Below are 26350 nucleotides of genomic sequence, written 5' to 3'. Positions count from 1 at the left end.
TCTCTTTTCGATGATGCACGGCTCGCGGTCCCTTGAAACGCGAGCCGTTTGTTTTTGTGGTGAGCCATAACAGCGCGAAATCCTGCGCTACCGCCGCCGCTTCCTTCTCGGTTCGGCCTTCATCGCCGGCACGCCCACACGTTCCCGCAAATACTCCACGGCGCGCGCGCAACGCGAGGGCAGCGGCCATTCCGCGCGCCTGATGAGCCACAGCGTATCGATCACCGGCGCGCCGCATTCCACGACGCCGATCGCTTCAGGCTTGCCGAACGCGATGCGCGCATAACGCGGTATCACCGTGAAGCCGAGACCGCGCGCGACGAACTCGAGGATGAGGCTGATCTGGTTGCTGAAGCCTTGCCGCCGCAACGTGGCGACACCCGGATTGCCCGGAAAACGCCGGCTCAATAAACGGCTCGCGGTCATATGCGCTTCGGGATAGTCGATGAAACCAAGCCGTTCCAGATCGCTCCATTCATGCACATCCGCGTTCGCGGGCACGACGAGTTCGAGCGGCTCTTCGATGAACTTGCTCGCGGCAAGGCGCGGATCGTCCGGTTTCAACGCAACGATGCCGAGATCGTAACGGCTTTCGAGCACGGCTTCGAGCACTTCCGAATCCGGCGCGAAGCGATGGCGCATCTTCCATTCCGGACGTTGCTGCTGCAGATCGAGCAACAGCGGAAAGAGCACGAGCCCGATGCTGCCCGGCGTGATGAGGCCGATCTCGCCGGCTTCGTCCTCGCTATCGGACAGGCGCGACGCAAGACGCTTGCTCGCCAGTTCCATTTCGTTGCAATAGTCGATGAGCGCCCTGCCCGCCGGCGTCAGTTCGATGCCGCGCGTGCGGCGGATCACGAGCAGCCCGAGCTCGTCTTCTAGATGACGAAGATGCTGGCTCACGGCCGCTTGCGTCAGGTCGAGGCGTTCCGCGGCGCGCGTGAAGTTGCCGAGATCGACGAGCGCGAGAAAGGTGCGCAGCCATTGCGGATTGAGCATCACAAAATTTTATAGAATCGATAATACGTAGATAGTTTTCATTATGACACTGAACGGTTAATCTGAACGCCTTCATCGAACAAGAGAACACCAGATGTCCGCACTCTTTACACCGTTCAAACTGAAAGACGTCACGCTGCGCAACCGCATCGCCATTCCGCCGATGTGTCAATACAGCGCCGTCGACGGCTTCGTCAACGACTGGCACTTGAGCCACTATGCGAGCCTTGCGCGCGGCGGCGCGGGCCTCGTGATCGTCGAGGCGACGGGCGTGTCGCCGGAAGGCCGCATCACGCCGGGATGCACGGGCCTCTGGGACGACGCGCATATCGAAGGCATGAAGAACATCGCGGCGGCGATCAAGGCGGCGGGCGCGGTGCCCGGCATCCAGATCGCGCATGCGGGCCGCAAGGCGAGCGCGAATCGTCCGTGGGAAGGCGACGATCACATCGCCTCCGACGACGCGCGCGGCTGGGACACGCTCGCGCCATCGGCGGTCGCGTTCGGCGGCGGCTTGCCGAAAGTGCCCAAGGCCATGACGCTCGACGATATCGAACGCGTGAAGGCCGACTTCGCGGCGGCCGCGCGTCGTGCGCGCGAAGCGGGTTTCGAATGGCTGGAATTGCACTTCGCGCACGGCTATCTCGCGCAGAGTTTCTTCTCCGTCGATGCGAACCGGCGCGACGATCAATACGGCGGCGATCTCGCGGGCCGCAGCCGCTTCCTCGTCGAAACGTTCGATGCGGTGCGTGCAGTGTGGCCGGAGAACTTGCCGTTGACGGCGCGTTTCGGCGTCATCGAATACGATGGCCGCGATGATGCCACGCTGAAGGAATCGATCGAACTGACGAAGACGCTGCGTCGCCGTGGACTCGATATGTTGAGCGTGAGCGTCGGCTTTTCGACGCCCGATGCGCGCATTCCCTGGGGTCCGGCGTTTCTCGGTCCGATCGCAGAGCGTGTGCGCCGTGAAGCGGAGATTCCGGTGGCATCGGCGTGGGGTTTCGATTCGCCGCCGAACGCCGAACACGCGGTCGAGGCGGGACAGCTCGATCTCGTGATGATCGGCCGCGCGCATCTTTCGAATCCGCACTGGCCGTATCAGGCGGCGAAGCAATTGAAGGTCGAGAAGCCGTCGTGGGCGTTGCCCGCGCCTTACGCGCACTGGCTCGAACGATACGCCGTCGCGGAATGATGTTTCGCTGGCGTTAGCAAGACTCCATGCCGTGACGCATCTTCGCGTCACCGGCATCGGGCGAAGCGAGATAGTCGAGGAACGCGCGAGCCTTGGGCCGCGCGTTTGCATCTGTGCCGATAGTGCCTTCGAAGACCGTCATCGTCTGAATCTGCGGCGGCAACATGCCGAGCACATCGATGCCTTCGAGGCCGATCATCTCGCTCAACTGCTGAAAGCCCAGCTCGACTTCGCCACGCGCGATCAGCGCGCCGACGGCGACACCCGGCGGCGCCTGCACGATGCGCGATGCGATGCGCTCCGCGATACCCCAACGTTCGAACAGACGCATCAGATACACGCCGCTCGGTCCCGTCGAATAGCCGATCGTGCGTGCGGCGAGCACGGCTTCGCGCACGGCGGCTTCATCGTCGATAGAAGGATGCCGCGCGCCCGATGCAACCGCGATCGCCACGCCCGAACGCGCGATACGCACGCGGCCCGTTGCATCGACATGTCCTGAAGCTACGAGCCGATCGATCGCATCCACTGCGAGCACGACGATATCGAACGCTTCGCCATCTTCGATGCGTTTGAGCGCCGCGACGCCGCCCACCGATTCGACCGCGACACGTTGTCCCGACTTCATTTCATAAGCGGAAGCGAGATCGTTGAGCACATGACGCGTCGCCATCGAAGAGATAACGGTGATGCTCATGCGCGTCAGTCGACATAGCGCAGACCCGCTTTTTCCAGCGGTTCGCGCATCTTGTACATGTCGAGGCCGAGCACGCCGCTCGCGAGCTTCGCGCGCTTCTCTTCTTCGAGCGCCTCGCGCGCAACGGCCTTGTCGAGCACCTGTTGTGCCGATGCCAACGGCACGACGACGACGCCATCGTCGTCCGCGACGATCACATCGCCGGGCGTGACCCATGCGCCCGCGCACACGACAGGAATATTCACCGATCCGAGCGTCGCCTTCACCGTGCCTTTCGACGAGATCGCGCGGCTCCATACGGGAAAGTTCATCTCCGTGAGCACGCGCACGTCGCGCACGCCGCCGTCGATGACGAGCGCACGCGCGCCGCGCGCCTTGAAGCTCGTCGCGAGAAGATCGCCGAAGAAGCCGTCGGTGTTATCCGTCGTGCATGCCGCGACGACGACATCGCCCGGCCTGATCTGCTCGGCCGCGACGTGCAGCATCCAGTTGTCACCCGGTTGCAGCAATACGGTCACCGCCGCGCCGCCCACCTGCGCGCCTGCGTAAATGGGCCGCATATAAGTCTTCATCAGACCGACACGGCCCATCGCTTCGTGCACGGTCGCGCTGCCGAGCGCGCCGAGCTTGCGCGCCGCATCGTCGTTTGCGCGATCGATGTTGCGATACACCACACCCAGTTCGTACATATCAACGTCCTTTCGCTTTGAGCGCCGCATCGAGGCGCGGATACACACGGCGTGCGTTTCCTTCGTAGATCTTGTAGCGCGCTTCGGGTTCGATCTGCGCGGCTTCGACATAGCGCTTCGTGTCGTCGAAATAGTGTCCCGTTTCAGGATCGATGCCGCGCACCGCGCCGATCATTTCGCTCGCGAACAAGATGTTGTCGACGGGAATCACGCGCGTCAGAAGATCGATGCCCGGCTGATGATAGACGCAGGTATCGAAGAACACGTTGTCGAGCAAATGATCCTTCAGCAAAGGCTTTTTCAGCTCTTGCGCGAGTCCGCGAAAACGTCCCCAGTGATACGGCACCGCGCCGCCGCCATGCGGAATCACGAACTTGAGCGTCGGGAAATCGCGGAACAGATCGGAGGTCAGGCACTGCATGAACGCGGTCGTATCGGCGTTCAGATAATGCGCGCCCGTCGTATGAAAGCACGCGTTGCAACTCGTGCTCACGTGGATCATCGCGGGGATGTCGTACTCGACCATCTTCTCGTAGACCGGATACCACGCGCGGTCGGAGAGCGGCGGACTCGTCCAGTGCCCGCCCGACGGATCGGGATTCAGGTTGATCGCGACATTGCCGTATTGCTCGACGCACTTCACGAGCTCGGGAATGCACGTCGATACATCGACGCCCGGACTTTGCGGCAGCATCGCGGCGGGAACGAAGCTATCGGGAAAGAGTTCGCTCACGCGATAGCACAGCTCGTTGCAGATCGCGGCCCACGTGCTCGACACTTCGAAGCCGCCAATATGATGCGCCATGAAACTCGCGCGCGGGCTGAACACGGTGAGGTCGAGTCCGCGTTCGCGCATCAGGCGCAGTTGATTGCTCTCGATCGATTCGCGCAGTTCGTCGTCGCTGATACGCAGTTCCGACGCCGCCGGCATCTCCGATGGATTGGTGATGCCTGCGACCTGCCGGTTGCGCCACGCTTCGAGCGCTTTCGGCGCGGTCGTGTAGTGGCCGTGAATATCGATGATCATCCGTTACTCCAGGTACTAGTGTGCTGCGGTCGGTTGTGCATGCGCTTCGTCGGCGCGCGTGCGCTGCGCGACGAGAATGGAAATGGCGGCCAGCGTCGCGGGCACGGCAAGCATCGCGAGGATCGCGCCGAACTGCCATCCGATACCGAGCAATGCGCCGCCGAATGCGGAACCGAAGATGCTGCCGAAGCGTCCCATGCCGAGCATCCAGCTCACGCCGGTGGCACGCGCGACCGTCGGATAACGACCCGGTGCGAATGCGTTGAGACCCGTTTGCGCGCCGCTCATGCAGAAGCCTGCCGCGAACACGAGCAATGCGAGCGACGACGACAACGCGCCGATCCACGCGAGCCCGAGCACGCACACCGCGCCGCCGAGATACGCCGCGCTGATGACGGGCGCGGGGCGCGCGCGATCCATGATCCATCCGACGATGATCGCGCCGATCGTGCCGCCGATCTGGAACATCGCCGTGACGTTGGCCGCTGCGGAGACGGTGAGGCCCGCGTCCTTCATCAGCGTCGGCAGCCACCCGGTCAGCAGGTAGATCACGAGCAGGCCCATGAAATACGTGACCCACAGCGCCGCCGTCATCAGGCCATAACCTTGCGAGAACAGCACGCCGATGGGCTTCTTCGTCGGCAACGGCGGTTCGTTCGATACGAACGTCTCGCTGCCATCGAAACGCGCGCCGCATACACGGCCGAGCACCTTGCCGATGCGTTGCGGCGTCGCGCCGCGTACCGCGAGCAGACGTGCCGATTCAGGCAGCAGCCAGATTTGCAGCGGGATCAGCACGAGCGGCAGCGCGCCGCCGAAGATCAGCACGGACCGCCATCCGTGTACCGGAATCAGCCAGCCCGCGACGAAGCCGATCAGCGCCGAGCCGAGATTGAAGCCCGTGAACATGATCGTGATGAGCAGCGCCCGCTTGCGTTGCGGCGCGTATTCGGAGAGCAGCGTCGTCGTGTTGGGCATCGCCGCGCCGAGACCGATGCCGGTCAGTACACGCAAAAACGCCATGCTGGAAGGCGAATTCGTGAAAGCGGTGGCGATCGTGAACACGCCGAATAGGAACACCGAGGTTATCAGGACCCACTTGCGCCCGATGCGATCCGATGCCGGTCCCGCAGCCAGCGCGCCGATCACGAGACCGATGGGCGCGGCGCTCATCACGAGGCCGAACGCGGGCCGCGAGATGTGCCAGTCCGCGATGATCGATGGCGCGACGAAGCCCATGATCGCGACGTCCATGCCGTCCGCCGTCACGACGAGAAAGCACAGCGCCACCAATAGCCACTGGTAAGCGGAGATCGGGCGTTCGTCGATGAAGCCTTTGATATCGATTGATTTACCGCTTGTCATGTTTGTCTCCTGTCCCCTTCGTGCTCAGTTCCTGGCCTTTTCCGCCTTTTCCGCCTTTTCCGCCTTTTCCGCCTTATCCCAGTCGAGCTTGCCCGAGCCTTTGCCCGCGACCGAATACAGTGCGCCCGGCGCATTGCGCGTCTTCTGGAATTCTTCGAGCGTTTCGCCGCGCATTGCGGCATAGATATGCAGATTCGATACGCCCGTCACCGCGCCGAGCTTTTCGAGCATGAAGAAGATCACGCCGTAATGAAGCAGGCCGCGCCAGTCGCGCCGCCGAATGAGATCGCGCTCCTGTTCGGAAAGACCAGCCGCTTCGAAGCTCGCTTCTTGATCAGCCTTGAATGCCTCGCGATGCGCGGGCTCGACCATGCGATGCAGATAATCGTTGATGCGAAATGCGCGCACCGCCGTTTCGATGGAGAACGGATACGTGCCTTCGAGCTTCTCGACATCGGTGAGCTGCACGGCCATCTTCTGCCGATGCCGCTCGATGATCGCCGGCTTCGTCTCGCTGTCCTCGCCTTCGTAGATCGCGGTCGCGATACCGGCCATCGACGGCAGGTAATAGCTGCGATGCTTGCACACGACATTGCTCGACAACGCGCCGCGCATCGTCAGCCACATGATGACTTCGGCGCCCTCGTAGCCGCCGAGCGCCGCATACTCGGCGATGGTCATATCCGCGAGTTGCTCGGGATCGCGCTCGAAGAGATCGAGGAAACGCGCATCCCATTGCGTGTTGTTGAAGCCCGAACGTTCGCCATGCACCTGATGCGAAAGACCGCCCGTCGCGAGAATCGCGACCTTGATGTCCTCGGGATAGCTTTCGATCGCGCGGCGCAACGCCTGCCCGAGCTTGTAAAAGCGGCGCGCGCTCGGCACGGGCAATTGCAGCACGCCCATTTGCAGCGGCACGAGCTTGACGGGCCATTCGGGCTTGTGCGGACAGAGCATCGAAAGCGGCGAGAAGCAGCCGTGATCGAGCGCCTTGTTCTGAAAGAACGACATGTCGAATTCATCGGTCATCAACGAGGTGCCGATGTGCGCGGCGAACGCGGGATGGCCTTTGATGGCCGGCAGATCGCGCGCGCCGCCGCCTTCGTCCGCGACGCGCCATTCCGGTCCGACGCCGAGCGCGAAGGCCGAGTAGTGATCAAAGAAGAACGACGTGACGTGGTCGTTGTAGATCGCGACGATGACATCGGGCTGCTTTTCCGCGAGCCAGTTCGCGAGCGGCGCGAAGTTCTCGAAGATCGGCGCCCATACGGGATCGTCGCGCTTGTTCTTGTCGAACGCGAAACCGATGGTCGGTGTGTGCGAGGCGGCGATGCCTCCGATGATCCGTGCCATATGCGCTACTCCTTCAGAATGCGTGGCCGAGCGGGCTTGCTTCAGGGAAACTGAAGTCGAAGGGTAGCGACGGAGGATGCGGGAACGGAACTACGTGTTAACCAGTAAATTCGCTTCGTGGATGGGGTTTCGGCGGCGCGAGAGGCCGTCTGGCGGGGCGTTGGAGGCAGTGCATGCGGGCGGTGCGCCGGCTGTGGCGATAAACAAAACTGATGGCGGGTGAAACAAGACGCAAGTTGTGCGTTCCGATCTGGTTGTTCGCAAACAAAACCTGTCCCGGTGCAAACAAAGCTGTTATCGGGTTTTTGTGCAAATAAACCTGTTCCAGTCCCATCTACCTGTCGCAGCCCTTGCAAACAAACTTGTTCTGAGCCACGCAAGTCTTTGTTTCTACGACCTTTTTTTTGACCGGAAGAGAACCCACCCGAAAACCTATGTGGTGCGGGATGATGACCGACGTAGTTTGAGTGAGCGATGTGCGGGTAGGCGACCGGACAAGGGGCCATGCAGCGACCAAAGAAATCAAGGACTTGCGAAAAATCGTGCAAAGAAAACTGGTCCGGGAGTTCGAGTTTGCAATCAAAAGGTGTTCTGGAAGATTCGGCTAGAGGCAGCACCGCACGGTTCTGCTCAACAAAATTGAACATCTTCGACGACAGCCAAGCGAGGCCGTCCTGTCAGATAGGGCAATCTGAACCGCGCCGAAAATCGCGGAGACTTGCTTCCGCCCTACGCCTTCGCCGTTCGAGCGCAGAGCGGCAAGCCGATAAAATGCGCGCGTCGGGACTTCCTGAGTAAATCAATGTTTCCAAGCATTGAAAGCACCACCGCGTTGCTGCAGAACCTCTCCGAGGCGTACCCCGTAGAAGTCAAGAGCTGGTTCGTCCGCATAGCGTCGAAGGAAAGGTCAAGCTGGTTCGAACATTGATCGCGTTGCGCAATAACGACGGCGGTCGATTTGTCATCGGCTTCAGTGACGAGGACATGAAACCCGTCGCTGATGGACGGCCGGCAGATGTCCGGGCCGCATTCGACCAGGACGCGATTCACGCTGTTGTGACGCGTTACGCGTCCGAGCCATTCGAAATTCTGGTTCAATACCCCACGTTCGACGGGAACATCCATCCCGTTATTTGCGTTCCGGCCGGCGTAAAGACGGCGGTCGCGACTCGGGGTGAAATCAATGATCCGGGTACGCAGAAAGTCCTTCTTCCAATCAACTCGGTGTTCGTTCGTACGCTCAATAGCAGCAACACGGTGAGCACTGCGGCGGCGCTATGGCAAGCCTGGCCGCGACTTTTTGAAATCTGCTTCGACAACAGGGAGGCGGACGTCGGACGCTTGGTGCGTCGGCATTTGGGCGGAAGCGGACTGGCAAGCTCGCTGCGCTTCTCGGACAAGCACAGATTCGTAAAGAACCGGATGCATTTGAGAAGTCTGCAAGCTGGATGGATGATGGCTTCGCAGCGTTCGAACGCCGCGTCCGCAAGGCCGCCATAACGCTCCCCGACCGCGGCTACTTCGAGTTTGCCGCGACGTTGGTGGGTGATATCAAGCCTGAACTGCAAGCGAACAAGAATCTGCTGAATCTCATTACTTCAGCCAACCGCCGGTTCGGCGGCTATCCCTACTTCAGCGTTCTTCACGGTGCCGATTTGCCGGAACGACGCCCAAGATTGGTCGAGGACACGTGGGAACAGGCAGTCATTCAACCCGCAGGCACTTCGTGGGACATGAAGACTATCGACTTCTGGCGCATCGAAGCAACGGGTCGCTTTTACGCTCTTCGTGCCTACGACGAAGATCTTGACGACAATCTGAAGCCCCTGTGCTCGTTTGCAATCGTACTACCAGTCTGGCGATCGGCCGACGCTATCATTGAAGCCTTGGCTATTGCGCGCGAGTTCGCGACGTCGGTAGAAGAAAGCAAACTTGCTATCCGGCTCAGGTGGAGCAAGCTCGAAGGCAGAACGCTTTCGAATGCATATTCCAACCGCTTCTGGCCAGTGCGTGCTGTGGCGCATGACGACGTGGCGACATCGTCGTTCGAACTGCCGCTTGATCTTCCCGACTCGGCAGTTGGCGCGCGCGTTGCAGAAGCACTGTCGCCGCTGTACCGCAAGTTTGACGGATTCGAACTTCCCGAAAACATCGTTACCGCAGAGGTCGAAAAGTTGATGGCACAGCTCTTCTAAGTCAGGAACCATCGGCTATTTTCATTAAGATATCGGACGGCTTAGGCGTCGGTGCATAAAGTTATGTGCGCATGCCATTAACGGGGGACGCCAGACCGCGCTAGGCCAGCAATGAACGGTAAAGGCCAGCGCACGACGGGTTGCTTACGGGAAAAGGCGCTCCCGAAGTTCCTCACAGGCGCCGTCCAAGCCAGGGAACAAGGCGCCGGCGGTAATCCCCATCGTACTAAGCTCCTGCATCACCATTGTGCGGTCTGCTGCGGGCAGGTCAATCACCGAGAGGTAGCGGGTCCCATTGCTTCTCTCGACCGAACGGATATAGTCTTCCACGTCGTCGACGTTAGTCAGCCCCGAGAGCGCCTGCTGGGGAATCATGCGCTCATTCTCGATTGCGATGAACTCGAGAAGCGAAAAATGCGGCCGCGCCGGCGCCGCCTTGGGGATTTGGATCAAATCGTTCGTCCACTTTTCTCGGTCGAACTGAAAGATACGGACTCGAGAACCGGCGTCGACTGGAGAGAGCTCCTTCGGTACCTTCTGGTAGGCAAAGAACGCTGCCACGTACGGCGAGTAAGTCCAGTCCAGCAACGGCGTTGGGAAACCATGGTGCTGGGCGAGGTGCAGGAAGGCACCATTCTCGTCGCTATCGCGCCGGTTAAAGGTATGGCGTGTACGTGCGCTCAAGTGACGATGGAGCAGCGTCATGTCCTCGTTGTTATATTTCCAAAGATCCGCACGACCGGTCCTATGAAAGTGGGTTCGCAGGCGCCAGCGCTTTGCCTGGCCCCGGAAAACGAATCGGCGAAACTCCAAGCCAGCCACGTGAGCCTTAAACTGGCCCCACTCCATCGGAGTTTCCGCGTACTCCGACGCTCGCTCCGCATTGCTTTTGTGCAGGATTTGCGCGACGGCCCGCGCAGGATTGTCGCCCTTCGGTGCCTCAAAATAGGCAATTGCGCTGGGCATGCTTGTGTCATTAGAAAACAGGTAAACGCGCCCGCCAAAGGTCTTCCCGAGGTCATCGACCTCGACCGTAGCAGATCCGCTCCAGCCAGTTGCTTGAAATCGCCCGAGCCACTGTCCGCGCATGGTTGCCCCTTGCTTTATCGTCGAACGGAGAGCTTATGCCATCTCGTCCGTTGAAGGTGATCCTAACGCGACTTAACGGTAACAACTGCCAGAGGTTGACGGCTGCGCGTGTTCTGCCGACGCTCGTGACATAAACCCTTGAACAGCGGCAGATCCGCTAGCCGACGTTTGCATGTGGACGAACAGCGGCGGCGAGGTGCAAGACAACGAAGCAGTTTGCCCGGCTCGTCGCACTGTCGTCGGCCGCGGTAAAAAGGCGTTTGCTTCCGAAGTCACGAGTTGCGTGCTAACGTACGCCTGCAGCGCGCGGCGGTTAGGAACATGCGCTTGCAACACTCCCGCATACGAACGTTCACGAACAACCAAAATACCTTTATGAAGCCCGGGATGAGTGGCAGCGCGCTTGAGTTCGAATTCCTTGTCCGCAGGATTTTCGAAGCGAACGGGTACAGAGTCGTAAATGTCCATATAACGAACGCGGACAGTTCATTTGATTTCTCAGCGTCGTCGGGAAACGAGACTCTCGCTGTTGAAGTGAAGTTCTATAGGACTTCGAGGGCACAAGGATCGCTTCTAGCGTCTGCAGCAGCCCGATTGGCAACTCGAGGCCTTATTTTTGGTGCATGGGGCGGCATGCTTGTCGTTTCATGCGTCGTTCCCGAGGCTCTCAGGGTGACACTCGAAGACAGGTACAGCATTGTCATCCTCGACAGGCCGAAATTGCTGAGCTGGGCAGCGAAAGACCCCGGACTTGTCGATGCGCTGCATTCTTTAATCGACGACGACCTCGGCGCTTCGCCCGAACCCGCTCGCCCTGACGAAAAAGCGAAGCTTAACGTTCGGAAGCTTGACAAGGTCGACCCGGATACCGAGGAAGACACACGCGGAACGGATCTCTGCCAGGAACTACATGCGCTGAAGCGAGGGAAGACGACTTGGGCTTCGCCACCCTGGCTGAAACCGGTCGCTATATAATGAGCCTATGGATGATAAGGAGCGACCTATGAGCCAATCTGAACATCGCAATCCGCCGTCAAATCGCGCGGCGCAGGACACCCTTGCTTTCAAATACATCGATACTCTGGTGCAGAAACACGGTGGAAATGCGTCGGCTACGCGTCGGCTGGACGTGCAACTGAAACAGGACGCCACGTTTACTGCGGTGGATTACACGCTGGCGAAACGCAAGTAATTATTACTGATTTCAATGGAGCCGGGCTTTTGCCCGGTTTTTTTATGTACGAATTTTATTCATCGGATGATATCCGTCGCCAAAATGGCGATCATGGGCTTGATCTTGGCCGCGAAACTGGTCGGACGGCCTTCCGGAAAGATTATGCGCGTCTGCTGCATGCTCCGTCTTTTCGTCGCCTGCAAGGGAAAACCCAGTTGTTCCCTGGATCCGAGTCCGATTTTTTCCGAAACCGGTTGACGCACTCTCTCGAGGTCGCGCAAATTGCAGGCGGGATAGCTGCACGTCTGAATCACCTGGCAGAGGCACGCCACTTCGGTGAAGGCATCGACCTCGATCTGGTTGAGTTTGCTTCGCTTGCCCACGACCTGGGTCATCCGCCTTTTGGTCACAATGGCGAAGCGGCCTTGGACGAGCTGATGGTCCCGCATGGCGGCTTCGAGGGCAACGCGCAGACACTGAGAATCGTGTCGACAACCGAGCAGAAACTGGTCACAGACGCGGCCGGAGAACCGTCGAGCGCATACGGACTGAATCTGACCATGCGTGCGCTTGCCTCGGTCCTTAAATACGACCGGCCGATTCCGCTGGAACGCAGGGATGGGGCGGCTCTGGTTAAAGGTTACTACGACAGCGAGAGCGAACTCGTGGCGGCCGTCAAGAACGCCGTCGCACCAGGCTACGTTGGAGAGTTCAAGACAATTGAGTGCTCGATCATGGACCTCGCCGACGACATCGCATACTCGACATATGACCTGGAAGATTCGTTGCACGCCGGGTTTGTAACGCCATATTCGCTGTTCGACGCACTCGAAAATCGCAGCGAAATCGCGGTAGCTGTTTTCGACAAGACCAACAAGGCACTCGCAGACTCCGGATACGAGGCGCTCGATAATCCTGGCCAGCTCACTGACTGCATTGAAGAGGTTTTCAGAGGTTTGCAGCCGCAGAACGGTGTGTCTACGAACACCGGCGTGGCTAACAAGTTTCGGGCAGGCGCGAACGCATGGCTGCGCGACCGGCAGCTTGCGAGCAATTCACTTGCGCGCAACCAGTTCACCGCGCAGCGGGTCGGGTCACTCATCGATTCCGTTGAAGTGAAAGTTAATGAAGCATATCCGAAGCTCTCGAAGGTGATGCTCAGCCGCGAAGCTTTGTTGAGAGTTGAAGTATTGAAGCATCTGAATTTTCAGCTCGTGATCCGTTCGTCCCGCCTTGCCGTCGTCGAACACCGCGGCAAGGACGTTGTGCGCGACCTGTTTCTGGCGTTCAGCGACACGGGCGGCCGCCTCCTGCCGGATGACTGGCAGACCGAATATCGAGCAGCGGACGGTGACTCAGCCAAAGCTCGAGTCGTCTGCGATTTTGTCGCCGGCATGACCGACCGTTACGCAGCAGAGATGCACGATCGTCTGTTCGGCAAAGGCATGTCGATTTTTAAGCCTCTCTGACCGTTGGACGCGTGGGCACCGGTACGCCCGGCAGCGAGTTATGTGCTGGTGCCACACAGTGTTCGACCACTTGAGATGAAGGCATCACGGCCCGGAAGCTGAGATTGCGAGATTAGTGGAATGACTACGACTCAGATCGAAACCAGAAGCTTTGAAGAACTGCGGGTTGCTTGCCGCCAGCGACTTGAGTCGCTGGAAATGTGGCTATGAAGAATTTCCTTGCGTAACGCAGCCTCGAGCCGTTCGCATTGCGCGAGGCGGTCGTCTATCGTGCGCCGATGTTCCTCAAACGCCATTTGCTGCCATGCGCTGTCGAACGCATACGTGCTCAGCCAGCGCCGGTGCGCCGGGCTCCAGTCGGCGCGCCCGGTATAGCGCACTCCATGCGAGAGCAAGAAGGCCTTCAGCCGTTGCCGCGCACGCTTCAGATCGTCCTTGGCGCTGACCCAGGTGCGGGCCAGATCGCGAAATGCTTCGTCTTCGACGCTGGGCACGTAGACCGCTGACAGGTCGCCGGCACGCAGCGACCGCACCAGTTTGATCGCATCGCGTCGGTCGGTCTTGACGCGCTCACCCGGCTTCCTGGGAATCAACGACGGTGCGCACACCATGCAGTCGAATCCCTTCTGTACTAGCTGACGGCAAAGCACGTAGCCGCATGGGCCGGCCTCGTAGACGATGTCGATGCGTCGCGCCTTCGACTGCAGGCGTTTGCACAGGCGATCGATATCCGTCTTCGTCGTGCCGATCTTGCCGAGCAGTTCGACCTCGCCTGCGTCGAGCGCATAGGCAACCGTGATCGAATCCTTATGGACATCAAGACCGACGTACAGCGTGCTATCGTCTTCCATGCTGGCCTCCGCGGTGAAAATCGCCGGGTGTGGCCCTGTCCACACCGTGCGGCCCTGGCAGCGATGCTAACCCGCGTTTGATTCCTCACGGCAGGCCAGCCTTTGCACCGCACGGGGAGTCATACTGACTAAATGCGTACGTTTCGCGATTCGGCGACGTATCGACGGCCCTGGCTGAGAATCAGATCAGCGTGGGAACGCAGCAGTCGAAACGCACGAAGGGTCGGCGACGTGGCCTACCTCAATCACCGCATCCCACGACTGGTGCGCGCATACGAGACCACGCCGTTATCGTGCAAGCGAATTGGCCTTGATTGCACGCCCGGATATTTGGAGGCAAGGTCATAGTCGGCGTAGTAGGCGAACAATCGAACAAAATTGGGCTGATTCACTACGGCATAAGATGCCACTACGCTCTCACTTAACAGTACGGCCACTGTGGCGGCCGGGAAGTATCCAGAAACGCGAATACGACGAAGCGTGCCCGCGCAGCAACCATTCTTCGAGGCCGTGTCCACCGGGAGGCCATGGCGTGCGCAATTAGCTCCAAGATGCTGTCGATAGGCTCACGGGTCGACAAGCAAGCGATAGCAACCGCGCAGAGAAAGAGCACGTAGCAGATGAATACGAGAATTGCTGCACCGATTAACCATATCTCTGGTGTGCACAGAACCGTCCAAAATCCCAAGGTGACGGGAAAGTCCGTCGGCGGGAGCTGAAGAGCGTTCGCAACGATGTTCTTCGCAGGCCGAATCGCAAGCACAGTTGCAAGCGCGCTGTAGACCACCGTCGCAAGTTTGCCAAACGACGAACTCCAGAACGCCCGAAACATAGCGTTAAATCGCAACAGCAGGCCGGCGGCCAGCGCTGCCACTCCGACGCCAGCAACCGCAGTCTCTGGGCCGCTAAGTGACTGAGAGTTCGACATGCATAGCTGAGCGAATAGAACGAGAAGCAGACCTGATCCTGTAGCGTACAGACGTAGGACGAGCCTGTCGGTTGTGTTGCGAAAAAACATGTTCGTTGCAGACGGGCTATTCATTTTTGATGCTCGATCCGGCGGTTCACGACTAACACCTCTATGCAAGGGAAAGGAGCGCGTGCCCTCATCGCGCCGGGCGGTTTTCGCCCAGTCTCGGGTGTTGCAGAGTTCTCACGTCCACCGCCGTCACTTGCCGCCGTGTACGCACCATCTCATTCAGGTGGCATCGGTGCCCTCTTCTCCCCGCCGGTGTACTGGCTCTCGGTGCCGAGCGCGCAAGGTACCATCCAGTATGGCTACTCAGAAATGCGCACGATGTGCGTCGTCGATTCCAACACCTTCCCGTCTTTCAGGACCTCGCATTTCATTCTCTGGCGACCGCGATACTTGGTGTTAGTCCAGAGCGCCTCGTGATTCGAGGTGTACCTTGTCCAAGTGACCTGGTTATCATCCGTCGCTTCGTCTCCTTCGTTCTCCACCGTCCAACGCACCTGGAACGGCGGCAAAACGCTGGTCTGCTTGAGACGGAACCGCAGGTGGACGCCTTTGGGAAGGATGCTCGACCCGCTGGAATACGTTCCGTATGGCGTACCTTTATCGCGCTTCGCGAGACCGCACTCCAACAACAGCGCACTCGCATTCTGAGCGACTCGAGCCTCCTGAATCTGCGTGCCCCAATAGCGATGATTGAATACGGATTTCCAAGCACTGAGTGCTCTTTCGCGCGTACAGTCCGCGGTGAACAGCGGAGCGAGACTGGTTAGCGCGCTATCGACGCACTTCAGCAAACGGTCCATCTCTTTCTGACGACGCTCGGATCCGACGAGGCTCTTGTGATTGGGCACCGGGCACAAAACCTCCCTTGAGGCTCGCAGACGCCCCCTCAATGCCACCAACGTATTGTAGAGCGCGACGTCATCGCGATTGGCGTCCGACCTGTAGACCTCACACACCAAGGTCGTCAGGACGATACCGCCAGGAAGCGACCACCCCGAGCGCGATCGCGCAAACGCCTTGACAAGGCGAACGACCCGACGCAACTGATGCTTTTCGACGGTTATCCCGAGGAGAGCCCGGAACAGGTCGCCACGGTCGTGCGATTCCAGCTGCTTGTCGAACCATGATGCAAAGTCGGCGGGCTTTCGCGGCGACCAGCCATCGGCGCCGGCATGTTCAACGGTCTCAATACCAATCCAGTCGGATCGCTTCCGATAGACCGCGAAATCAATATGATAGTTTTCTGCGTACCAAACAGTAACTGCGTTCTTCCGTGCCTCCGGCGGCTGCGTAAAATTTGAGCATCGCTTTAGGAGCGCCGCCTCTACCCGCGCTCTTGCCATGGCCGCGTCGGATGGCAGGTCCTTTTCGTCGAAAACCAGGGCGACGTCGATGTCATAACCAGCGGAGTCGGACTGATTCAGAGTGTGCATCGCGTAACTACCCTGATTCTGGACATCAACCGGATGCGCATGCCTGACACCCGTCTGCGCCGTCAGCTCGTCGAGGCCCTCCTTCAACCGTTTCACATTAAGATCACGGTAGCCTGCGAGGTCGTTCCGGAGCTTTTGCGGCAAACGGACATGTTCGTTGTAGAAAACGTTCAGCTCGGTGTGCAAGTTAAACATACATGTCCTTCAGTTCTGCAAACAAGACCTGTTTCGCTGAAAAATTGGCGGCGTTCAGATCGATAGCCCATGCGTAGCGCGGCGTGCTTCTGGCGGAGTAGTTGTGAACGATGACGGGACCATGGATGGTCTGGCTGACGTGCTGCCCCATCCTGAATGCGACGCTCACCGGGCCGGCATAGAACACGTGCAGTGGGCGATTGTCCATTTCGTTGTGGACCGCATCGAGGACAGCGCGGAACGCGTCCGCAAGCTCCTTGACCTGCGACTCGTGCTGGACAGCGTCAATGCGCGGCTTATCAATTGACAGCTTCCAGTGACGAAAATCCGCACGTACTGCCGCCTCAATATCAGCGACGGGTACCGGGTAGCTCACTTCGATCGACAGAACCGCGATGTCGTCCGACGCCTCGCCGCGCAACTCGGAAAGCGTAATGCCCAGGTCCGGCCCGACGTCTGCGGACAACTGAACCCAATCCCCGCTCGATCGTTGCAATTCATACAACGAGATCCGCCGCTTGGTAGAGACAGACATACCCGCATGGAAAATCAACGGTATGTGCGCGATGCCGAAATACGCGACATCTGCATTGCCGTGAAGTGCCAGCTGATGCTGAAGCTGCTGAACAAGTGACATCTGCGGGCGCAATGCAACCAGGGGGTTGAGAACGCCGTTCTCGTAGGCCATCGTGGAATCGCAATCGATTGAGATCACAGCCCGTCCGAACCCGTCCGAGGAGATGGACTGGAACGCTTCGGTGGTCCCTTCCTGAGACTGATGTCGAATCGCGATCAAGGGTGACTCTTGCTGCCCTATTGCGAAGATTTTCTTTACGAGGTCGCCATAGTGCGCACGGAAGACGTCCGCGTGCTTCTCGAGCAAGCCGACCAGCATATCCCAGCTGAGTACCTCGACTGGAAACAGGCCCTTAGCCCGATGCTGAACAGAAATCTCCCGCGCCACCTGTTGCACCTTCGCGTCGGCCTGACCTGAAGTCGCAAGAATGAATCTCGAAAGACGCGGTTTAAATGTCAGCGCCTTCCCTACTTCCTTCGTCAGCTCATCGACAGTGAGCGCCTTGTCGTATCGACCGTCCTTGCCTTTGCACTGAACCCCCTCCAGCTCGCCAGTAGTCCAGTTTCGCCCGAAGCAATCAACGCCGTTTTGCTGCTGCCCACCCCGTCCGTTCTGTTGCGCAGACGGATCGGCCCAGTGAGCTGAGAACAGGTCGCGGCAAAAACGCTCGAACTTTTGCCAATCGGCCGGCGGGGGAATCTGAAAGTCGTCGAAGGAACTCATGCGGAGCCGCGGTGAATGAGGTACTTATTACACTACTACATATTGTACGAAACCGCAATAAGTACCGAACATCTTGTGTCTTTTGCGCCGCGCGCGCAGTCGGTCAGCAAACTTGCCGAATTCACCATTGACGAAATAAGGAATTCGAGACGCCTGTTCACACTGCGCTCGAATCAGTCGTTACGTTGCTCGGTTCGCGCAGGTGGCGCTGCGTCCACGTCTTGCGCGGCACAGAACAGTTGGCCGACAAGGTACACTTTACGCCACGCGTCAGAAATCCAGTCGAAGAACTCTGCGCTGCAATTCAAATCTAGGCGCTACAAGTAAACAAAAACCAATACAAAAGTTCGATGAAAGCGCAGGAATATACGAGCATCTCACAACGAGTGAATAAACTCGACGGCGCAGTACACCTTGAACGTATCCGCAATGCCCTGCTCGAGAACCATGCGTGCGTGATGATCGGGTCAGGCTTTAGCCTGAACGCGCAATATGGAAATCGCCTGACAATGTGGGCAGGCATGATTGACAGTCTGCTGGACGATTTATACGCCACGGACCGAGCAAAGCAGGATGCCAAGAAGCGGCTTGGCGGGACAAGCGGGATGCTTCGCCTAGCTGAGGAATATGCGGCTGTGCGCGGCCGTGCGCAGCTTGACGCAAAGATGCACGAATTGCTGCCTGACGCCGGGGTTGTTATTCCCGGTGACCTTCACACTAAGTTGCTGGCGCTACCATGGACTGACGTCTATACGACAAACTACGACACGTTGCTTGAGCGCGCGCTTGACACGGATCGCCGGCAGTTTCATCCACGCATACGACGACAGTATCAGGTGGTTGTTGCCGCAAACAACGTTCCCTTCTCACGCCGCAATGGCCGTCCCCGAGTTGTCAAGCTGCATGGCAGCCTTCGTAGCGGAACGAAGCTCATTGTTACGGAGGAAGATTACAGGTCTTACCCTGAGGAGTTCGCGCCATTCGTCAACACGGTACAACAATCCATGCTGGAGAACGTGTTTTGCCTCATCGGTTTTTCCGGCGACGATCCGAATTTTCTTGCGTGGAGCGGATGGGTACGGGATCGGTTGGGTGACAGAACGCCTCCGATATATCTGATTTCGCTCAGTCCCGTCTCCGAAGGGCAAAGACTCGTTCTCGAGAGACGTAACGTCATTCCTTTGAATATCGGTCCGTTAGGGACCTGTGACGACTCAGTCGACTATGGGTTGGCACTCGACCTTTTGCTCGACTACTGGGCCGATAAGCCGGTACGACGGCGTTCGGATTGGCCGTATCATGCGCCTTCGCGGGCCCTACGCCAAAAGGCCGACATAGCCACAATCGTAAATTGGGCGCGGGACGCCGCTCGCAATCGCGGAGACTACCCTGGGTGGCTCATTTCACCGGCTGCAAACCGGGAGCGACTCGACCACGTATCGGTCCTTTGGCAGCTATTTTCCGCGTACAGGAGCGAGGCCGAAGGAATGCCCTTCTGGTTGAGAGCCGTCGTGATCGACGAGGCGGCCTGGATCGAGGATCAAACGCTTTCGCCGCTATCAAAATACCGATATGAAACGATTTTGGAATTGCTCGGATCGGCGGAAGCAAATCGCTCATGCAATACAACGCACGACATCCCCGAAGATGCCAGCAGTTTGCGTCCATCTGACGAACAGTTGATCCGCATCATTCGGCGGCTGACGGTACATGCTATGCGCTACTGCCGGGAAACCGGGGACGCGGACAACTTCGCACGATTCGCCTCCCAATTGAACTCGCCGCAGAAGCAAGCCGCTTGGGACGATAACGATTGGGCCGCATTGTACGAATCGCTGCTGTTTGATCTGGAAACGCGCAGAGGCGCCGATGCTCTTCAGAAGGCTAACAGGCTTTCCACAGCGGACAGTCCGTCGGTCGACCTGTACTGGCGGGTACGCGCCGGCGCTCTCTTAGGCGAAATGGGAGCGGTTCAACGCGCCAACGAAGTCCTCCGTTCAGCACTGCACGGAATTCGAGAGAGAATATTCGCGGAAGGGGAATCGGTCGCTCTATTGTCACGTGAGCAGTGGGCGGAGCGCATTCTTGACGTGTGTCGCCAAGCAAGAGCCTCTTCCCAGACCACTCCCGCTAGAAAACCCGAACTGGTAGAGGACAGACCGTCAAACTCTTCCCGTCAGCCGGAGATTAGCCTTCGAGAGCTGATCGCCCAGGAGGAAGGTCCGACGGCGGCTCGGCCCGAACTTGAGGACGAGGACACCGTTGAGCGGAACCACGCTGCACGAGATAACGTGGAACATCCCAGTTCTCTCAGCAAGGAGTTGTTGAAGGAACTTGACTTCGCCGAAACCATGCTTCAGGCGGCGAACGTGGAGTTCGACGCTCGGACGATGTCCACACCTATCGCTAGCCCGTTTTTTCGCGACGAAGCACAAAGTGCAAGTGCGACCTTCTGTCGCTTTGGCGAAGTCGCCGCCTACGTCCCGGCGGTCGGCCAGCTTGGTGTCTCAGCAAAAAGGTGGATCACCGCATACCGAATCCTTTCGATAACGATCGACGCAACGATCAACTTCAGAATATTCAATCGGGTAAGCACGGCAGCCTGGTTAACGAAGGCAGATGCCTTAGACATGGGTACAGTCGCCGAACTGACGGCGGACTCAGCGATCGCGACATTCAGCCACTGTCATAAGGAGATAACGACCCTACTGGAAACCAAAGAACTACCGCTCGACCGAGCTGCGCGTACCTATCTCCGATTTCACATGGATCTGATGTCCAGAGTCGCTTTCCGCCTTGGTGAAAAGCAGGCCACGACACTCATGGATCTCGCTATCCTTTTGCATGAGTCTTCGATGATCCGTTCCGATCGGAACGTTCATCCGCAATACAGCACGTTTCTTTCGCGAACGCTCCGTCTCGTGTCTCGAAGGCTTCTCGAAGAAAAGGCTCCTGACCTATTAAGGCTTAAACCACTGCGAGGTCTACAATCAATAAACACCTGGCCAGACATTATCCAGGCGCTCCGTGAAGAGGGCGCACGGTTTGATCCCAAAATTACTAACGACTGGCGAGATGTTATCGATAGGGTGCTCGCTCAAGCGGAAGAAGACGAACCGGGCCACGAGCAAGAGGCTGATAATTTCTCGCGTCTTGACCTACTCTTCCGGCGAAACCTTATGTCGGCCGAGCAGTCTTCGAGGTTCGCACGCCTGATCTATAGGAACGTTGAGCATGGAGAACTCCCGCTCATCAAACGTTTTTACCGCGGAGCCGCGCTGACGTGGCCCTCTCCGGATGACCGCTCACCGACTGAGGATTTTCGTCGCTGGCTCAAGCGTGAGCAAATCGAGTTCATCACCCGTCAACCGGTCGACGATGGGAAGGCGGCAGCTTACTTCGGAACACCGGGAGAATCGCTTCTTGTGAACGTGCTTTTGACCGAAGGCGCTGGAGTGAGAGGCTTCTCGTGGACAGAATCTCTCATCTTGTCCGTCGTGGAAGAACTCAGGCGCTGGTGGAGCGCCGAAGGAGCGGCACTACTTGAACGCGCAGCTACCAGTTCGAATGACAGTTTCTTATCGGACATTATGGCGGCTCGAATGCGCCTTATCGCACATGCCATGCAAAGAGTCTTGGTGCCGAACTTGTCGCTTCAAACCTGTTTGCGTGATCGACTCCATGACTGGCTAGCAGAGCTATGGCATGCCGGTCTGAGGATCGATGCCCCGCTCGTTCCGCTACTCTTCGCTGGGCTTGTCTGGTGGCCTCAGCAGGAGCGCCGAGTAATCGAGATCGCCAATTCTGTCCTCGTCTCCAGTCGTGACGTTCATGTCGTAACCGCTGCGATGAGTGCTGCTGGACGTTGGCTATTACAACTCAAATCGCCGACGGACGTTTCGGCGAGACATGTCCAACACTTGGTCGAAGGCGTGCGTCGCAAAAGCGAGCTCTTCCTTGATCGGAAACTCAATAATATTACGGAACTTCTCAAGCAGGGAGCGTCGTATCACTTCGTTGACCATGCTTTTGACATTTGTTCGGCACTTTGCGAACTACTGCACAGTCTTCGATACGACTATCCGGCAGCTAATCTTCTGGAGCGTGCAGCTCGGCCGATTTTGAGAGACGCAATTGTTTCACTCCTTGTTGCGATACGACACGCCATTCCGTCGGTCAAGCAATTGGATACTTGGAACGCTGCAATGGATTTCGCTAGAGCCGATCCTGTCTTGCCTGTCCGCAACCTCGCGGCCGATACAGGCTTCTACGGCGTTGTAGAGACTCCGCAATAGGCCGGCTACCTTCCGACCCAATCCGCAGGCTTCGGGGCGCCGCAGAAACTTGGCTTAAATCTCTTCTCGCTGGGTCACGTACACTGCCATGTTCGAACTTCAATCGGCAGCATGGGACGGAAGATCGAACGCCGCCGCCTCGACCTCAGACCATTTAAATGCATGGGAAAGCATGAATACCATGATGGTCGGAGGGCGGCGGTAGCGAAATCACAGTTGTCGCATGCCGGCGCTTCGGCTTGTGTCGCTCACGAAGACGGCTTCGTTCCCGCCACATCATCAAGATGTTCTGTCATGCGGTTGAAGATACGGTGTACGTCAGATGGCCCTGTCCAGAAACGACGATCACCGACGACATACAATCGACGCTTGGCGCGCGTCACGGCAACGTTCACGAGATTCGGCTTCGCGCCAGCGAAAGTCGAAATCACGCCTGGGCTGGTCGGGTTCCCACCCAGCAGGAAAACAACGTGCTCAGCTTCCTTGCCTTGGAAGGTATGAACAGTCCCCGCCATTCCCTTGCTTGCCCCGCCATAGCGTCGATACAGCAGCAACCGAATCTTGGACGCCACCGTGCGGAATGGTGTAATAACGTAGACCTTGAACTGCCCGTTCTCCTTCAGCACGCCGTCCGTAAGTCGTTCGACCAGACCCATGGCGTGATCCGCCTGCGCTTCGACCCAATGTCCATCTGAGAAATCGGCGGGTATGTGTACCCAGCAGCTCGGCCCAATCCCGTGCGGCCCCATATCCTCGCCTGTGCCATAGACCATCTTGTCTGCATAGGCGATGCTGTTGGCGATCCGGAACATGGGATCGAGACAACGCCGGTGGACGAGGAGCGGCGATCCGAGCCAAAGCCGCTCATCCGCATCCGGTTCGCCCAGATACATTCCGAACCGGTTAGCTCGGTCCGCTAGCGTCTGCGCCGAGGTAAGCGGTGGCGCCCATTGCGGTTCGGCTGAGCAGCGACGGAGCAACGGGGTAACCAACTCCGTTGGCACACCCACAACCGGCTCAAGCTGAAGCGGATCACCCACGATCACCGAACGCCGGCTGCGCCAGATAGCGCCGGCAGCCTGCTGCGGGGCAGCTTGCCCCGCCTCGTCAATCATTAGCCACGCGAGTTCCTCACTACTAATGTCGCGAAAGAGTCGTGGGAACGAAGCAAATGTTGTAGAAACTACGGGTACCACCAAGAAGAATGCGTCCCAAAGATGGATGGCGCCCTTCGGTATCTGGGTGACGTTCAGGTTGCCTTGTAGTAGGTTGACGAACGCACTGAGCGTGCGAGAGAGACGGCTCCACGCGGCAACTACAAATGCCTGGTGCAGCTTCATAGCAGCAACGAATACTTCTCGGCGTGCCTGGAACAACGCAGGAAATTCGTAGGGGGCAACGCGATGCAGGTTCTCGCGATCGAGATTCGAAAGATCCCACTGAGCGAGTTCGTCCGTCGTGACTGGCGACGCAGCCAATATCCGTCGCGCCCTTTCGAGATCCGAATCGGCTCTCACCACTTGCGCCTGTGCGTCTTCAATGCGCTGTTGCGCCGCCGTAACCGAGGCTTGCGCATCACTCACGTGGTCGCGAGCCTCGCGAACGACGTTGCATGTATGAATGTGCGTCTCACTTATGCCTTCGAGAACTTCAGGCGGTAGCCCCGTCGTGCCATCATCGCGCTCTGCTTCGCCGACCGGTACTCCGGCGTCCTGTGCCTCCGCCCTGCACCCCAACACCTTCTGCTGAGCAGCCGTTACAGCGTCCATCAAACTTTGAAGTTTTAGCCCGAGTACTTCTTCGTTCGCAAGTCGCTGAGCAGCGCGAGCGATTTGCGCGCGAGCATCTCGGAGTTGCTGATCGAGTTCGGCGCCGCGTAGATTCCATCGACGGCTGTACTGTGTACGGAAGAGTTCTGAAAAAAATCCCGGTTTGCCCCGTAGATGAAAATCGAGGTCCGCCTGAACGCCAGCTAGTGCAGCTGCAGCGACTTCGTGCGTGGCACGCGCGTTAGCGACCGCATCAGGATCAACGTTTTCCCGAACGAGGTTATAGCCTTTCTGCCGAGCCTTCAATTCGATATGTGCATTGCTCCACGCCTTGCCGGCCGCCAGCCGACGGGCGGCTCGCTGTTCTGCGTCAACAGCGGCGTCCAGCCTGACTGTCGCTTCGCTCAATGCGTCCTTGTATCGGACGATGGCCTGCTGATTTTCGGCCACCAGAGCGAGAGCCTTTCTTTTCGCACGGGTTGCGCTTGCCCTCAACTCGATTGCATCGGCGAGAGCCGCGGCCGTCCGCGTTAGATCATCCACCTTTCTCCTGGCTTCGCGGTAACGCGCACGGGCCTCTTCCCAAGGGAGCGCTCCGTGCTGTCCACTCTTGACAAGATCCTGCAGCGATCGCAAGCGCAACGGGTCCGGCTCCTGCGGTCGCTTCGCCTCATTGTTCTTCCGAGGAAGGCCGGCGAGCCAGAAGCGCGTCGCAAACTGATTCCGGTTGGTCTTGTTGCCTAACACTGCTGTGACAAGACCCCATCGCTCCTTCTTCGCCGTACGTTGCTTTGCTTTTTCCGGGGCACCGACCGAATCTGCGACTATCGAGAAGTAGTCAATGTCAATTTCCGGTGCGATCGCGGCCACTCCCGGCAGTTCCTTCGTGATGTTTTCGACCGCACCGTTGTTGGCCGACGACACTACGATGCCAAAGCCGCGCAAGCGCTTGTCAAGCTCAAAGGCCTGATACTCATACTGTTCAATGTCGAGCCGCTTCGTAAAGGCGGCGACAGGCGTATCGAATTCCATAAGGACATCAGCTCGCTGCACTACGACGGCCGCGATAACATCCTTGAGCATGGTAGTCTTTCCGGTGCCCGGAGGACCGTTTACCGAGAAAAGTCCTGCACCATCGGACAGATCGTTGATTATGGTATTGACCGCGAACTGCTGGGCCGTAACCAAAGGAAACTTGGCCGGCCAGCACCCTGCGGGTAGCTTCGAGGGATGAACTCCTTCAATCAACCGGTCAACCTGAGACTCAAGGTCAACCCGTCCGGAAGAATCCTCACCTCTCAGATAATCGCGCAAGCCAGCACCTATTCGGCGGCCTGCAACCGCGCCCGCTAGCCCAGCGAGATCTTCCGCATAGAAGCTGTTCAGTGGGTCGTCTTGCGACGCTGCGTCCGCTTCTTTCTCGCTCCCATCTTTCGCTGGCGCCCACACAGCTTGAATGCGCCACCGCTCCTGGTGTTCCGGGCGCCAGCCGGACATCTCGAAAACAAGATCAGTAATGGCTGCGACGTCCTGCGCCGTCAGCGGTCTCAAGGGAGGCGGCTCAGGGCGAGACCCAGCGTCAGCGCCCGCGGAAGCAGCTGCATGCGGCGCCGTGGGACCTACCGTCTCCGCACCTTGAACAATGGAATCGTCGTTGGACTCTTCAAGCGATTTCCTAGCAAGAAGCCGGCGCTCGACCATCAAGTCCTGCACTTTCTTGCCGATCTGCTCCTCAAGCCCCCCCAGTCCGAAGAACCCCTCGAATTCAAGCGCAGAAGCGCGATCTGGCGAATTGGCTATGCGCGACATTGCCCAAGGTACGGTGCTGACAAAGACCTGACCGCTGGCCATGCCCTCCCCGTCGACATTCAGAACGACACAAGCTACTGGCGACACCGGCCGCATTTCGGAAAAGTCAATCGGCTCCGCGTCAAGATATCGGCGTGCCGCCTCAACGAAGTAGCTGCCGCCAAGGATGCCGGCGAAGACTTGAAATTTTCTGTTTGGCCCAATCTGTCGGTCCAGCAATAGGCGTTTTTTGGGATCGCCCCACGGCAACTCGTGATCGGCGGCACCGGCTTCGAACGCCCACACCGACTCCTCGAGCTTCACGGCCGGCGGCGACTGCAGGGCGAAATATTCCAGGGCTTGCCAGAAGTTGATTGCCGCTTCCGCCTCCTTCCAGCTATCCCGTGCGCCGGTGCTACGGCCATTCTTTTCCAATTCCTTCAACATCTGATGCGCGAACCCACGATAGAGATTTAAGCGCTTATTCT

The 26350-nt window shown here is 58.6% G+C and carries 17 protein-coding genes and 1 pseudogene; 7 read left to right on the top strand and 11 right to left on the bottom strand.

Features of this window, described 5'->3' with window-relative positions; all coding sequences use genetic code 11:
- Window positions 1-87: 87 nt before the first annotated feature.
- Window positions 88-999 (bottom strand): LysR family transcriptional regulator, encoded by a 912-nt coding sequence (locus AWB77_RS07410; protein WP_061133780.1) that lies wholly within the window; start codon window positions 997-999, stop codon window positions 88-90.
- Window positions 1000-1093: 94 nt separating this feature from the next.
- On the opposite strand from AWB77_RS07410, the gene AWB77_RS07405 reads away from it, so the two are divergent.
- The gene (locus AWB77_RS07405; protein ID WP_061133779.1) at window positions 1094-2194 is read left to right on the top strand and encodes an NADH:flavin oxidoreductase/NADH oxidase; all 1101 of its coding nucleotides are present in this window, start codon (window positions 1094-1096) and stop codon (window positions 2192-2194) included.
- 13 nt (window positions 2195-2207) lie between these two features.
- Here the strand turns inward: AWB77_RS07405 and AWB77_RS07400 are convergent, their stop codons facing one another.
- Genes AWB77_RS07400 through AWB77_RS07380 form a run of 5 tightly spaced genes read right to left on the bottom strand, consistent with a single transcriptional unit; the run spans window position 2208 to window position 7325 of the window.
- The gene (locus tag AWB77_RS07400; RefSeq protein WP_074168858.1) at window positions 2208-2891 is read right to left on the bottom strand and encodes a substrate-binding domain-containing protein; all 684 of its coding nucleotides are present in this window, start codon (window positions 2889-2891) and stop codon (window positions 2208-2210) included.
- A gap of 5 nt (window positions 2892-2896) precedes the next feature.
- The gene (ligK, locus tag AWB77_RS07395; protein WP_061133777.1) at window positions 2897-3580 is read right to left on the bottom strand and encodes a 4-carboxy-4-hydroxy-2-oxoadipate aldolase/oxaloacetate decarboxylase; all 684 of its coding nucleotides are present in this window, start codon (window positions 3578-3580) and stop codon (window positions 2897-2899) included.
- Window position 3581: 1 nt separating this feature from the next.
- Complete coding sequence (locus tag AWB77_RS07390) at window positions 3582-4607, bottom strand: amidohydrolase family protein (RefSeq protein WP_061133776.1); 1026 nt, start codon at window positions 4605-4607, stop codon at window positions 3582-3584.
- Window positions 4608-4622: 15 nt separating this feature from the next.
- Window positions 4623-5972: an MFS transporter gene (locus tag AWB77_RS07385; protein WP_061133775.1), complete on the bottom strand. Its 1350-nt coding sequence runs from the start codon at window positions 5970-5972 to the stop codon at window positions 4623-4625.
- Between the two features lie 24 nt (window positions 5973-5996).
- Entirely contained in the window at window positions 5997-7325 is a 1329-nt protein-coding gene (locus AWB77_RS07380) for a gallate dioxygenase (RefSeq protein WP_061133774.1), read from the bottom strand.
- Window positions 7326-8249: 924 nt separating this feature from the next.
- Between AWB77_RS07380 and AWB77_RS35650 the strand changes: the two genes are divergently transcribed.
- Complete coding sequence (locus AWB77_RS35650) at window positions 8250-8825, top strand: hypothetical protein (RefSeq protein ID WP_157694773.1); 576 nt, start codon at window positions 8250-8252, stop codon at window positions 8823-8825.
- Complete coding sequence (locus tag AWB77_RS07370; RefSeq protein ID WP_061133772.1) at window positions 8774-9520, top strand: hypothetical protein; 747 nt, start codon at window positions 8774-8776, stop codon at window positions 9518-9520. Before AWB77_RS35650 ends, AWB77_RS07370 begins: the two co-directional genes overlap by 52 nt.
- Before the next feature lie 144 nt (window positions 9521-9664).
- Here the strand turns inward: AWB77_RS07370 and AWB77_RS07365 are convergent, their stop codons facing one another.
- Complete coding sequence (locus tag AWB77_RS07365; RefSeq protein ID WP_061133771.1) at window positions 9665-10609, bottom strand: FRG domain-containing protein; 945 nt, start codon at window positions 10607-10609, stop codon at window positions 9665-9667.
- Between the two features lie 321 nt (window positions 10610-10930).
- Between AWB77_RS07365 and AWB77_RS37175 the strand changes: the two genes are divergently transcribed.
- Genes AWB77_RS37175 through dgt form a run of 3 tightly spaced genes read left to right on the top strand, consistent with a single transcriptional unit; the run spans window position 10931 to window position 13252 of the window.
- On the top strand, window positions 10931-11584 hold the full coding sequence (locus AWB77_RS37175) for a restriction endonuclease (protein ID WP_082852606.1): 654 nt from the start codon (window positions 10931-10933) through the stop codon (window positions 11582-11584).
- Window positions 11585-11612: 28 nt separating this feature from the next.
- Complete coding sequence (locus AWB77_RS35645; protein ID WP_157694771.1) at window positions 11613-11801, top strand: hypothetical protein; 189 nt, start codon at window positions 11613-11615, stop codon at window positions 11799-11801.
- A gap of 44 nt (window positions 11802-11845) precedes the next feature.
- Window positions 11846-13252: a dGTP triphosphohydrolase gene (gene dgt / locus AWB77_RS07355; protein WP_063936491.1), complete on the top strand. Its 1407-nt coding sequence runs from the start codon at window positions 11846-11848 to the stop codon at window positions 13250-13252.
- Window positions 13253-13464: 212 nt separating this feature from the next.
- On the opposite strand, the pseudogene AWB77_RS07350 reads toward dgt, so the two are convergent.
- The 3 genes and pseudogenes from AWB77_RS07350 to AWB77_RS07335 form a co-directional block, all read right to left on the bottom strand.
- A pseudogene (locus AWB77_RS07350) lies at window positions 13465-14103 on the bottom strand (IS110 family transposase); the annotation flags it as partial.
- Window positions 14104-15381: 1278 nt separating this feature from the next.
- Window positions 15382-16710, bottom strand: a complete 1329-nt coding sequence (locus tag AWB77_RS07340) for a nucleotide-binding domain-containing protein (RefSeq protein WP_244158480.1) — start codon at window positions 16708-16710, stop codon at window positions 15382-15384.
- The gene (locus tag AWB77_RS07335) at window positions 16703-18010 is read right to left on the bottom strand and encodes an SAVED domain-containing protein (protein WP_061133766.1); all 1308 of its coding nucleotides are present in this window, start codon (window positions 18008-18010) and stop codon (window positions 16703-16705) included. The genes AWB77_RS07340 and AWB77_RS07335 overlap by 8 nt, the downstream gene beginning before the upstream one ends.
- A gap of 350 nt (window positions 18011-18360) precedes the next feature.
- Between AWB77_RS07335 and AWB77_RS07330 the strand changes: the two genes are divergently transcribed.
- Window positions 18361-22305 carry an SIR2 family NAD-dependent protein deacylase gene (locus tag AWB77_RS07330; RefSeq protein WP_061133765.1) on the top strand — a complete coding sequence of 1315 codons (3945 nt, stop codon included), beginning with the start codon at window positions 18361-18363 and terminating at the stop codon, window positions 22303-22305.
- Between the two features lie 248 nt (window positions 22306-22553).
- On the opposite strand, the gene AWB77_RS07325 is transcribed toward AWB77_RS07330, so the two are convergent.
- Window positions 22554-26309, bottom strand: a complete 3756-nt coding sequence (locus tag AWB77_RS07325) for a DEAD/DEAH box helicase (protein ID WP_061133764.1) — start codon at window positions 26307-26309, stop codon at window positions 22554-22556.
- Window positions 26310-26350: the final 41 nt, after the last annotated feature.

It is taken from the genome of Caballeronia fortuita, assembly GCF_001544835.2.
GTDB lineage: Bacteria > Pseudomonadota > Gammaproteobacteria > Burkholderiales > Burkholderiaceae > Caballeronia > Caballeronia fortuita.
The sequence above is the reverse complement of the archived record's forward strand: the minus strand, read 5'-3'. Positions and strand labels throughout refer to the sequence as shown.